The 11,857-nt window shown below is 61.5% G+C and carries 11 protein-coding genes and 1 pseudogene; 8 read left to right on the forward strand and 4 right to left on the reverse strand.

What is annotated here, in order from left to right:
• The first annotated feature begins 159 nt into the window (after positions 1 to 159).
• A complete protein-coding gene (locus tag A3AI_RS0108815) occupies positions 160 to 2,130 on the forward strand; it encodes a 4Fe-4S binding protein (protein ID WP_024515239.1) in 1,971 nt (656 codons plus the stop codon).
• A 117-nt stretch (positions 2,131 to 2,247) separates the two neighbouring features.
• Entirely contained in the window at positions 2,248 to 2,493 is a 246-nt protein-coding gene (locus A3AI_RS0108820) for a hypothetical protein (protein ID WP_245286860.1), read from the forward strand.
• 67 nt (positions 2,494 to 2,560) lie between these two features.
• Here the strand turns inward: A3AI_RS0108820 and A3AI_RS0108825 are convergent, their stop codons facing one another.
• Positions 2,561 to 3,859: a c-type cytochrome gene (locus A3AI_RS0108825; protein WP_024515241.1), complete on the reverse strand. Its 1,299-nt coding sequence runs from the start codon at positions 3,857 to 3,859 to the stop codon at positions 2,561 to 2,563.
• 207 nt (positions 3,860 to 4,066) lie between these two features.
• Here A3AI_RS0108825 and A3AI_RS46100 point away from each other — a divergent pair, with 207 nt between their 5' ends.
• On the forward strand, positions 4,067 to 4,306 hold the full coding sequence (locus A3AI_RS46100) for a hypothetical protein (protein ID WP_084800864.1): 240 nt from the start codon (positions 4,067 to 4,069) through the stop codon (positions 4,304 to 4,306).
• Between the two features lie 47 nt (positions 4,307 to 4,353).
• Here A3AI_RS46100 and A3AI_RS0108835 read toward each other — a convergent pair whose 3' ends face one another.
• Positions 4,354 to 4,572, reverse strand: coding sequence for a hypothetical protein (locus A3AI_RS0108835; protein ID WP_024515243.1), 219 nt, complete (start codon positions 4,570 to 4,572; stop codon positions 4,354 to 4,356).
• Between the two features lie 221 nt (positions 4,573 to 4,793).
• On the opposite strand from A3AI_RS0108835, the gene A3AI_RS0108840 reads away from it, so the two are divergent.
• The gene (locus tag A3AI_RS0108840; RefSeq protein WP_024515244.1) at positions 4,794 to 5,222 is read left to right on the forward strand and encodes a DUF1236 domain-containing protein; all 429 of its coding nucleotides are present in this window, start codon (positions 4,794 to 4,796) and stop codon (positions 5,220 to 5,222) included.
• Positions 5,223 to 5,398: 176 nt separating this feature from the next.
• Here the strand turns inward: A3AI_RS0108840 and A3AI_RS42415 are convergent.
• A pseudogene (locus A3AI_RS42415) lies at positions 5,399 to 5,605 on the reverse strand (antibiotic biosynthesis monooxygenase); the annotation flags it as partial.
• Positions 5,606 to 5,704: 99 nt separating this feature from the next.
• On the opposite strand from A3AI_RS42415, the gene A3AI_RS0108850 reads away from it, so the two are divergent.
• From A3AI_RS0108850 to A3AI_RS0108865, 4 genes are all read left to right on the forward strand, one after another.
• A complete protein-coding gene (locus A3AI_RS0108850) occupies positions 5,705 to 6,181 on the forward strand; it encodes a MarR family winged helix-turn-helix transcriptional regulator (protein ID WP_024515245.1) in 477 nt (158 codons plus the stop codon).
• Positions 6,182 to 6,244: 63 nt separating this feature from the next.
• Positions 6,245 to 8,296, forward strand: a complete 2,052-nt coding sequence (locus A3AI_RS0108855; protein WP_024515246.1) for an acetoacetate--CoA ligase — start codon at positions 6,245 to 6,247, stop codon at positions 8,294 to 8,296.
• Positions 8,297 to 8,539: 243 nt separating this feature from the next.
• A complete protein-coding gene (locus A3AI_RS0108860) occupies positions 8,540 to 10,252 on the forward strand; it encodes a pyrroloquinoline quinone-dependent dehydrogenase (RefSeq protein ID WP_051382328.1) in 1,713 nt (570 codons plus the stop codon).
• A gap of 122 nt (positions 10,253 to 10,374) precedes the next feature.
• Positions 10,375 to 10,917, forward strand: a complete 543-nt coding sequence (locus tag A3AI_RS0108865; protein WP_051382329.1) for a c-type cytochrome — start codon at positions 10,375 to 10,377, stop codon at positions 10,915 to 10,917.
• A 5-nt stretch (positions 10,918 to 10,922) separates the two neighbouring features.
• Here the strand turns inward: A3AI_RS0108865 and A3AI_RS42420 are convergent, their stop codons facing one another.
• A complete protein-coding gene (locus A3AI_RS42420) occupies positions 10,923 to 11,747 on the reverse strand; it encodes an ankyrin repeat domain-containing protein (protein ID WP_198030080.1) in 825 nt (274 codons plus the stop codon).
• Between the last annotated feature and the right edge of the window lie 110 nt (positions 11,748 to 11,857).

The raw sequence follows: 11,857 nt of genomic DNA on the forward strand, positions 1-11,857 counted from the left end.
ACCTCCAGCTTCCTTTTCTTCGCTTGTGAGAATAGCTTAATCGAGCAGAACGGTCGACGCGAGTTTACTCGCTGTCGCTTCCGGACCTCCTTGGAAGGTAGACAGCTGCGCATGCCGGATCCGCCGAAAAAGATCCTGATTTGCTCGTGTGAAGACACGATGCGCCTCGATACGGCCGCCGTTAGGCGAGGATGCCGCAACACCGAAATCGCGGAATTCCGTCAGCTCTGCCGGGCCGAGCTTGATCATTTTCACAACGCAGCGAGGACGGAAGGCCCGCTCATCGTCGGCTGCACTCAGGAGACACCGCTGTTTGACGATGAGGCGGAAGGACGTTCCTGGAAGATGGACTTCGTCAACCTGCGCGAGACGGCGGGTTGGTCCACGGAGGGCGCGCAGGCGGGGCCGAAAATGGCCGCGCTGCTCGCCGCGGCGTCCGAGCCTTCGCCCGCCTATCCGTTCGTTGCCTTGAAAAGCGGGGGCGTGGCCCTGATCTACGGTTGCGACGAGGTTGCGGCCGAAGCAGGCCAGCTGCTTGCCGATCACCTCGATGTGACGGTCATGATCACAAAGCCGACGCAGATTACGCCGCCGGCGACGACAACGTTCCCCATCGTCAAGGGAACAATCCGCAATGCCAAGGGCCATTTGGGGGCCTTCGAGTTGACGGTTGACGACTACGCTGCGCCGCGCCCTTCCTCGCGCGATGCACTGGTCTTCGAGGCTCCTCGCAGCGGCCTGACTTCGCGGTGCGACATCATCCTTGATCTTTCCGGTAGAACGCCGCTTTTCCCCGCTCACGACTTGCGCGACGGCTATCTCCGCGCCGATCCGCGCGCCCCGTCCGCGATGCTGCGTGCGGTGCTCAAGGCGCGCGACCTTGTCGGCAATTTCGACAAGCCCAAATTTGTTAAATTCACCCCAGAAATCTGCGTCCATTCGCGCTCAAAGCTTACCGGCTGCCATCGCTGCCTCGACCTCTGCCCGACCACAGCGATCACGCCAGATGGCGATCACGTCAAAATCAACGCGGAGGTCTGCGCCGGGTGCGGCCAATGCACCGCAACCTGTCCGACGGGCGCAGCAGCCTATGCCCTGCCGCCTGCGGATGCGCTGCTGCACAAGTTGCGCGCCATGCTCTTGACCTACCGTGAAGCCGGCGGCTCCAATGCCATTGTTCTGTTCCACGACACCCGGCATGGAAGCACGCTAATCGATGCGCTAGCCCGCCACGGCGACGGCCTTCCGGCCAATGTGCTGCCGTTCGCCGTCAACGAGGTGACGCAGGTTGGACTCGAGGCAGTTGCAGCTTCCTTTGCCTACGGCGCGGCGGGACTCCGGTTTCTTCTACGGGCGAAACCGCTACACGACCTTTCCGGTCTTTCCCAGACCCTCGCGATGGCTGATGCCATTGTGTCCGGGCTCGGTTTTTCTGGAAAGCGGATCGCGACGATCGAAACAGACGACCCTGATGTGCTGGGGCAAGTGCTGCGGGCAATCGAACCCGCGCCAGCCGTGCAATGTCCCGCAACCTTCAAAACAGTTGGCAGGCGGCGCGAGCTTCTTCGCTTCGCGCTTCATGAACTGCACCGCGTCGCACCAACGCCGGTCGACGTGATCACCCTGCCCGAAGGCGCACCACTTGGTGCGATCAGCGTCAACGTGGGTGGATGCACCTTGTGCCTGTCCTGTGTCTCAGCCTGCCCCACCGGCGCTCTCCGCGACGATCCCGAACGTCCCGTGCTGAAATTCGTCGAAGATGCCTGTGTGCAGTGCGGGCTATGCCAGAGCACGTGCCCAGAGAAGGTCATTACGCTGAAGCCGCAGATCGATTTCCGTGCGGCAAGGGCGCCAGCCCAGATTATCAAGGAAGAAGAGCCGGCACTTTGCATCCGTTGCAACCGGCCCTTTGGCGTGAAGAGCACGATCGAGAAGATCGCGGCGAAACTCGAGGGCCGGCACTGGATGTATCCTGCGGGCGACAAGCGGCTGGGCGCGGTCAGAATGTGCGCGGACTGCCGCGTCATCGCCATGAGTGAACAGCAGTTCGATCCATTTAAGGACATTTCGGCGCGGGCGCCCCCGCGTACGACGGACGATTATTTGCGCGACCGCGAAAACAAGGATTAGGGCGCAAACGAGCGGCCGCGCGCAGACCAACGATAAGCCAACCGGGGGAAGCACGTTATGTCTCAAGTCACAAAAGTTATGTCTTTCATTGCTGTTCTATTCGTTGGCGTCGCTGCAGTGACGCCTTGGCCCGCCGAGGCAGCGAGGCCATCCCAGGCCGACAGGGCGGCCCTCAAGCGGGCGATTGTGGCCTGTAAGGCGGAGGCGAAAGGCAGGAAGATCAAATGGCTCTCGCGCCGCAAATACGTCAACAACTGCGTCACGCAGGCCATGAAGGACCATCCCAATATAGACGTCACGACGATGCTCAAAGCCCATCCGGATTTGAGGAAACTTCCAGTCGAGCACTGGCCCGGCTTCTAGACGGACGAACCAAGACACGAGCAGGACACCCGAAGCCTTCGTTGATCCACGGGTCACCGATGACAGTTTATTTCGGTGTTGCCCGCGCGAGAAAATCGGTGAGCGCCTTGCGGTCTTCCGCTGATCCAATGCGTTGCTCTGGCATTTTGGTTCCTGGCGTATAGATAGTCGGGCCAAGCTCGAACAATCTTGACACCGTCTCCGGAGTCCACACGATGTCCATGCCTTTGAGCGCGTCGGAGAACCGGTAGCCGGGAAGCGACGCGATCCTGCGGCCGTACAAGCCGGCTAGCGTGGGGCCAGCACGCTGCGTCTCTTTTTCCGACAAGGTGTGGCAGGCAACGCATGCCCTGAATACCTCGGCGCCATGATCTCCCGCATAAGCGCCAAGCGGATCGCGCGGCGTCGCTTGCAACGATGAGCCGATAGATTCACCAGTCAGCGCACTCCAGCGTCGGATTTTGCCGTCGGAGCCCCCCGTCAACAGGTTCGCGTTGTCCGGCAGGAACGCGACTGACCACACCGGCGAACCGGGATCGCCGAACGTTCGCACGATGCTCCGCGCCTTCCGATCGATGACGGTCACAATACCGCTCGTTCCTGCAGCAGCGATCAACGTGCCATCTGGCGACATCGCCAGCGCGATGATCGGCGTCGTTCCGGCTTTCACCCCGCCGCTTTCCTGGCTCTCCGGTATCAGAAAGCGTAGCTCGCCATCGGCGCCGCCCGTAACGATCTCGCCATCGGGTGCGACCGCCACGGCGTTAAGGGGTGACGCCAGCGTGATGACATTCGAGGTGCCGCCCGCCAATGGCCAGATCCTCAGCTCACGATCGTAGCCGACGCTGACCAACGATCGTCCATCGGGCGTGAACGCGACGCCGTTGACGTTCTGCGCATGTCCTTCCAGCACCTGCTGCCGGCCGTCGCCGAGCGACCTTATGCGAACCGTGTGGTCCCAGGACGCAGACGCGAGCCTCGCGCCATCGGGCGACACGGCAATCGAAACGATTGGCCCGCGATGGCCCTCGAACACCTGATCCGGCTGTTGGCGACCTTGCGTCCAGATCGCTATCCGCGCGTCCGCTCCGGCAGTCGCCATACGCCCGTCCTTCAGGAAGGCGACAGCGTTCACTGCATCAGAGTGAAACCGAAGGACCTGCTCCGCGGACTCGGTCTTGAGCGACCATCGGATGGCGGCGGTGTCGAAGCTGCCGGACAGCACGCTGTTGCCATCGCTGGAAATTGCAATGGCTCGCACGGGTCCACCGTGACCCGTCAATTGCGCGTGCGCCGACGTCGAATGAATCGTCAGCAACGCCGCGACGATGCAGAGGCTGGTACTCAGATTTGGGACCCAATTCATCGGTCGTTTTCTGGTCAGGCCGGTCGTCATGCACGGTTCAAGCCGGATATCTGCTCACGCTTGACGAGGTCAACGACCGGAGCCGTCATCCAGTTTCCATATTGCGCCGCACGAACGGACGACCCACCACTTAATGCCGAAATAGGTCCGGCTTGAATCCAATATAGCCAGATCCTATAGTTGTTTTAGCGCGTCGAGGACGGCGTCATGCAAATACGACCTAAGGCGTATCTGCATTTCATCTCGCTGTGGCGTTCCTTTCGTGATTCGATCCCGCCACACCAGGGAGATGTGCGTGCTGAAGCCTCGCCGTCCCTCATCTATGCCGTGGTCGTGCTGGCGTTTCTCTTGGCAGCTCTGGAAATCGACGCTCATCGGGACGAATTGGAATCACTTGGCCTTTCGGGACACAACTACTCGATTCCGGCCGCTTTCTTGAGCCCTTGAGCCTCTGCCGCTCGACCAGGCTTTTCTTTCGACCTCCTTCAAGCTTCTTAACGCTTCGATTCCCGCGGAAAGACCAGTGACCGATCGTCAAAGTCGTCGGCAGGAAGCTCTGCTGCGCTTCGGCTACTTTGCATGTCTTGCAACGTCAACGCGCCACCTGCTCCGGCACGTCCGACCGTCGAGATAGCGTGCGGTCGCGAGATGCCGGTCGCAGCTGCAAGCAAACCGACAGCGGCAATGAAGGAAACAATGATCAAAAGCTTCATGGGAAATCTCTTGTTCGGCTGAACTCCGACAAAGCTCCTGCAGCAATCTGATAGTGCGAAGCGCGTCGTGGGCGTCTGAGCCGCCGCACAGCTCCCAGGATTCTTGCGCTGGGGGTCCTCAGGTCCCTGACTTGGAACCCTTTGTACTCCGGCGCGGAACGCGCAAGCAATGTTTTCGTTGTTTTCCTATGGGCGGAGTCTCCAGAAAAGGATGAACGGCCATGAGGGCCTCCACCTTAGTTGCCGCAGTCGCGATCATACTCACAAGCAGCGTAACCTCTTCGGCTCAATCGAATGCGCAGGGCGCGGTTGAACTGAGCAACGGCACCAAAGTGCCGCAGAATTCATCGCTACCGACACTCAACCTCACAAACATGCAGCGCGAAAGCATTCGCAAGGCCGTGCTAACCGAACACAACGAGGTCGAATTCCGGCTAAAGGCAACCAAGGCCGCCAAAGATTTTAACCCTGTTGTTGGCGCGACGATTCCGAAGGGAGTTAAGGCCCAATCGCTGCCAACGGCAGTTCTCTCGCAATTGCCGGAACTGCGTGACTACATGTACGTGAAAATGAAGGACCAGGTGCTGATCGTGAACGGCATGACCAATAAGATCGTTGATATATTTCCGGACACGCAGCCACTCTCTTGAAGCTGTGTCAACCAGCCCAACCCAGGTGAACGGCGCCAACCCCGCGCGCGGGATCCCCAATAGAGGATCAAAAATCCCAGCAGAGCGAGGACGGCCCCCAGCGTGGACAACACCACATATTTTTACGCAGCCTCAGGGTCAGACTCGGAAGAACTCAGGTTGAACATATCAATTCAGCTCTGCCCGATGGCGCGGTGAAGCTGCGTGGATATGAAGCCCGGCTGGCGCTTCATGAAGGCGGCATCGTCTTCCCGGACCCTAAGAAAGGTCTGTTCGTCGGCCGCGTCCAGCGTGAACACGTTCACCAGAACGACGGGACTGGCGTCGATCATGATCTGGCGGTCGATCGGAAAGGCGGCATCCAGAGGGCGCAGTTGGGGCATGACATATTCCGTCAATTTGGATTGATATTGCCAGCCTGGTACAATGCATCATACTCGCTTTGACATCATAATGTCAATTACGGTTTATGGTGACGACGCATGAAAAAGACCAGGCGAACGCCGGCAGGCGACGCCCTCAGCGGCGTGATGCTCGACTTTTTCCGCCTGAACAGCCTGGTTCAGACCTCCGGCGACCGGCTCGTCGCCCGGCTCGGGCTGACCAGCGCGCGCTGGCAGGTCCTGGGCGCGATCGTCGCCGCCGAGCGGCCGCAGCCGGTAGCGTGGCTCGCGCGCGATCTCGGCGCCAACCGCCAGAACGTGCAGCGGATCATCAACGACCTGCACCGGGAGGGACTGGTCGCATTCGAGACCAATCCGCATCACCGACGGGCGCAACTTGTCATGCTGACCGAGAAGGGAAAGCGCGCCTTCGACGAAGCGATGGAGTTGCAGGCGCCCTGGATCAACCGTCTTGCTGATGGGCTGTCGGTCAGGGACATCACAACGGTCGACCGCGTCGTCAAAGTGTTACGGGCAAAGCTGGAAGAGCAGGCTGAAGTTGACGCGCCCGCCTAGCTGCCAGTTCTGCTATAGTGCGACCTCGGCCGAATGCCGGCTCCACGACACAAGTTGACGGCCATGACAGCACCTTACGTTCCCCAGATCACGCTCTACCGCCGCTGGCTCCAGGAGAATCGCGGCTTGGGCTTCGCCACTTACGAAGACATGTGGCGATGGTCGGTCAGCGACGTCGACGCCTTCTGGCGCAGCATCTGGGACTATTTCGACCTGAAGTCGCCGACGCCGTTTGCCGCGGTGCTGACCGAACGGAAGATGCCCGGCGCGGTCTGGTTTCCAGGTGCCTCGGTGAACTATGCCCACCAGGTGTTTCGGCACGTGAAACCAGCCGAAGCAGCGCACCTGCCGGCAATCGTGAGCAGCGGCGAAGACGGCGCGCTGAAGGAAACGAGTTGGCCCGAGCTGCGCCGAAAGGCTGCAGCACTTGCGCTGCATCTGAGGGACCAGGGCGTCGGCCCCGGCGATCGCGTCGCGGCTTATCTGCCGAACATTCCGGAGACCATCATCGCGCTCCTCGCCGCGGCCAGCATCGGCGCGATCTGGAGCGTCTGCGCGCCTGATATGGCGGCGCCTGCGGTGATCGACCGCTTCAAGCAGATCGAGCCAAAGGTGCTGATCGCCTGCGACGCCGTCACCTATGCCGGCCGGCGTCACGATCGTCGGCCTGTCGTCGACGAGCTCAGGCGATCGCTGCCGACCGTCGAACATTTTGTGCTCCAGAGCGAGGCGGAGGCACCCGCCGCGACATCTGACGCCCTGTTCTCGACGATCCTCGCACGCAGGGACGCTGCAGTCGACGCCTTCGAGCCGACCTGGCTGCCATTCGACCACCCGCTCTGGATCGTCTATTCCAGCGGAACGACCGGCCTGCCAAAGCCGATCGTCCACAGCCATGGCGGCGTCGTGATCGTCGCTTTGGCGCTGCTTGGGCTGCACAACGACATCGGCAGCAGCTACCAGCCCAACTCGTTTGGCGAGCGCTTCCATTGGTACAGCTCGACCGGTTGGATCATGTGGAACTGCCAGGCCAACGGCCTGCTCAACGGAACGACCTGTTGCCTGTTCGACGGTAGCCCTGCGGGATCGAGGGACAAGCCCGACTGGACGACACTGTGGCGCTTCGTTGCCGATAGCGAATCCACGTTCTTCGGTGCGGGCGCGGCATTCTTTGCAAGCTGCGCGAAGGCCGACATCGACCTGACATCCATCGGCGACCTCTCGCGATTGCGTGCGCTCGGATCGACCGGCTCGCCGCTCAGCGCCGACACGCAGGCCTGGTTCAGCGCCCGTTTTGCTGCGCTCGCCAGGCTCATCGGCAGCAAGGCGCAGGCGGACATCTGGTGGGCGAACATATCGGGCGGCACTGACTTTGCCGGTGCCTTCATCGGCGGCAACCGCGAGCTGCCGCAGACGCCTGGCGCGATGCAGTGCCGCCTGCTCGGCTGCGCGGTCGAAGCCTTCGACGACCAGGGGCGCGCCGTCACGGGCGAAGTCGGCGAACTCGTCTGCACGGAGCCCTTGCCGTCGATGCCGTTACGATTCTGGAACGATGCGGGCGACCAGCGCTATCGCGCGAGCTATTTCGAGACCTACCCCGACAATTTCGACGGCACCGGACGCGGCGCGGTCTGGCGGCATGGCGACTGGTTAAAGGTCGAGCCGGACGGGTCCTGCGTGATCTATGGCCGGAGCGACGCGACCATCAACCGGCACGGCTTGCGCATGGGGACCAGCGAGCTCTATTCCGCGATCGAGGCCCTTCCGGAAGTCCTGGACTCCATGGTGGTCGACCTCGAATATCTCGGGCGCGACAGCTATATGCCCCTGTTCGTGGTGCTCCGCGAGGGGACAGCGCTTGACGCGGCGATGGAAAGCAAGATCAACAAGGCGATCGAAGCCGGCCTGTCGCGCCGCTTCCTGCCCAACGAAATCATTGCCGTCGCCGAAATTCCGCGGACGCTTTCCGGAAAGAAGCAGGAGTTACCGATCAAGAAGCTCCTGCTCGGCCACGCCGTCGAGAAAGTCATCAACAGGGACGCCATGGCCAACCCGGGCTGCCTGGACTGGTACCAGGAATTTGCGAAGAGCTACCGCGCGAGGAGCGTGGCATAGCGGACCGATCAGCAGGCGCAAATGTCGAGGCGGCCACCGCCGAGCTGGTCACCGATGGACTCGGCACATGCAGCCCTCGACGTTGCAGCGCACTTTGATCTCGCGCCCGCGAACAGCGCCGCATGTACCTCAGAAGAACTGATCGACTTGCGGCTTTTCGCTTGTCAAAAGCGCACGGTCAGACCAGATTTCTCCCACACCGGCATCCACAATGGCCGGTTCAAATAATCTGGGGCGGAAATCATGAACAGATATTCTATTGCATACGCCACGTTGTTCGGCTTGGGCTGTTTGCTCGGAGGTGCAGCCAATGCGCAGCAGGAGGTGAAGCAGGATCCCTGGGCGCCCTCCCGCGAAGCCAAGATTTCTCCGGTCACGCAGTCTCAGCTCAACGCGGCCGACAAGAACTCCACCAACTTTCTCCTGACCAACGGCAACTATGCCCAGACGCGCTTTCACCCGGCCAAGCTGATCAACCGCGACAACGTGAAGAACCTGCATGTCGCCTGGATCTTCCAGACCGACGTCAAGGAATCGCTGGAGACATCGCCGATCATCGTCGACGGGGTCATGTATGTGACGACGTCCTACAGCCACGTCTATGCGCTCGATGCCAAGACCGGCGAGCAGCTCTGGCACTACAATCACAAGATGGGGCCCATCACGACCTATTGCTGCGGTCCCAATAATCGCGGCGTCCAGGTGCTGGGCGACATGGTCTATCTCGCTACGCTCGATTCGAAGCTCGTAGCGCTGAATGCCAAGACCGGCGACGTCGTCTGGAAGACCGACATTGCCGATCCCGAGCTCGGCTATAGCGAGACGATGGCGCCGACCGTGGTGAAGGACAAGGTCCTGATCGGCACCAATGGCGGTGAGTACGGCATCCGCGGCTTCCTCAGAGCCTACGACGCCAAGACCGGCAAGCTGGTCTGGAATTTCGACACCGTGCCGGAGAATTCCGTAGGCGTCTGGGCAGCCAAGGACGCCACCGGTCGCGACATGCACCGCGATATCCAGGCCGAGAAAGACCAGCTCGCCAAGAACGGCGATCCCTACAAGAAGCTGGGCGGCGGCGTTTGGCAAAATCCGGCCGTCGATCTCGCGACCAACCGGATCTATTTCGTGGTTGGCAACCCCTCCCCCGACCTCGACGGATCGCTGCGCCCCGGCGACAATCTCTACACGGACTCGCTGGTCGCGCTTGACCTGGATACCGGCAAATATGTTTGCCACTTCCAGTACATCGCCCATGACGTCTGGGACCTGGATGCGGTCAGCCCGCCGGTGCTGGTGGACGTCAAGGACAAGAGCGGCAAGACCATTCCCGGCGTGATCCATGCCGGCAAGACCGGTCACATCTATGTTCATGACCGCAAGGACTGCAGCCTGATCCGCTTCTCCGAGGCGATGGTCCCGCAGGAGAACATGTGGGTACTGCCGACCAAGGAAGGCGCGCGCATGCTTCCGGGCGCCAATGGCGGCGTCGAATGGTCGCCGATCGCCACCGACCCCGGGCAGCAGCTGGCCTACGCCATCAACCTGCATCAGCCGATGACTTACCGGGTCGAAAGCTCGCCCTATCCGAACGGCAAGCTGTGGCTTGGCGGCGCATTCACCGCCATTCCCGGCGAAAAGCAATCGGGCAACATCACCGCCGTCAACTACGACACCGGCAAGATCAAATGGCAGGTGAAGACGCCCGAACCGATGATCGGCGGCATCCTCGCGACCGCCGGAGGTCTTGTTTTCACCGGTGAAGGCAATGGCAAGTTTGCGGCCTACAACTCCTCCAACGGCAAGGAATTGTGGAGCTTCCGCGCCGGCGCCGGCGTCAATGCACCGCCCTCCAGCTACACGGTGGGAGGCAAGCAATACATTGTGGTTGGCGCTGGCGGTAACGTCCAGGTCAACTTCCACCGCGGCAACAACATCATCGCCTTCACGCTCGATTGAGCAGGCGCATGTAACGTGACGACTAGAGCGGGGCCGGTGACGGCCCCGCTTCCGTTGAGCGGATGCGGAATGAATACAGGGGTGGCGAATTGGGGCGGTTCATTTCTAGCGGAGTTGTCTTCGTGTTGCTGCTGGGCGCCGGCCCACATGCTGCGTTGGCCGATAGCATTGCAGACAAGGTCGAGGTCTGCACACGCTGCCACGGCCAGGTCGGCAAGCCGACCGATAAGTCGATTCCGGTCATCTGGGGGCAGCAGGCCGGATACATCTACATCCAGCTTCGCGATTTCAAACGCGGCGACCGCAAGAACGAGATCATGCAGCGGATCGCATCAGGCTTCGAGAAGGACGACATGCTCGCGATCGCGCAATATTTCTCACAGAAGCCGTGGCCCGATCTCGGCCAGCCACGATCCCCGAAGGATGTCGCGGAGCGGGCGCTCAGCGCCGAGCACTCGGTCGGCTGCACCGGTTGCCATCTCGATCACTTTCAGGGCGACAGCACAGTGCCGCGATTGGCGGGCCAGAGCCACGAGTACCTGACCAAGACGATGAACGACTTCCGGACTCGTGCGCGCGGCAACAATCCCGGCATGACCGATCTGATGCTCGCCACACCGCCCGACGACATCACGGCGCTCGCGCAATATCTGGCCGGCCTCTAGACCACTCAGGGCACCGCAAGCCGTTCCCGCAGCGACGTCAAGGCGGTGAGATCCGCCGCGCGCTTGCCGGCCTTGTCCTTGAGCGCTGGATCAGCGCCGCGTGCGAGCAACAGAGCGGCCATCTCGGCATGACCGCCTTCCGCGGCAATCATCAGTGCCGTGCGACCGCGGTCGTCCCGGTCATCGATGTGCGCGCCTGCATCCAGCAGATAGGCAACGACCTTGATCGCGTCTGCTTCGGCGACCTTTTCATCCGGCCCCGATGCCCACATCAACAGCGTGAGATCATTCGGATAGCGGGCGTTGATATCGATGTTACGCGCCAACAGCCGCTTCACGATATCGAGGTGGGCGCGGGCCGCCGCATAAACAATCGGCGGCTTGCCGGTATCGTCGGGGAGACGCTCGTCGGCTCCGTGGGTAAGCAGCGCTTCGACGATCGCATCGCTCCCGGCATAGGCCGCGGCGGCGACAGGGGAAATTCCGCTACGCCCGGTCAGCTTGACATCGGCGCCATGGTCCATGAGCCGCAGCGCCACATCGACACGGCCAGATTCGGCGGCAGCGTAAAGCGCGGTGGCGCCTGCGAGATTGCGGGCATCGATTGGCGCACCATGGGCAAGCAGGAGATCGACCATCTCTAAATGGCCGGATTTGGCGGCATGCCCGAGCGGCCGAGTGCCGAGCCGGTCGCGCGCGTCAACCGACGCGCCATAGTCCAGCAATTCCGTCGCGAGGTCTGTGCAGTTCGCGTCTGCCGCGGAAAACAGTGTCGACGACACCTCGATAGCCGTGATCTCAGCTCGCTCGGTGCGAAACTTTCGTCCCACTTCCTGGCATCGCGGCGACTCAGCTGCGAACGCGGCGGTTGTGGAGCCAAGCACGATGATTGCGACGGAGCTCAGAAAGGTGACACGGCAGCGCAAAGCAATCTCTCCCT

This window comes from Bradyrhizobium sp. Tv2a-2 (assembly GCF_000472425.1).
In the GTDB taxonomy this organism is placed as follows: domain Bacteria; phylum Pseudomonadota; class Alphaproteobacteria; order Rhizobiales; family Xanthobacteraceae; genus Bradyrhizobium.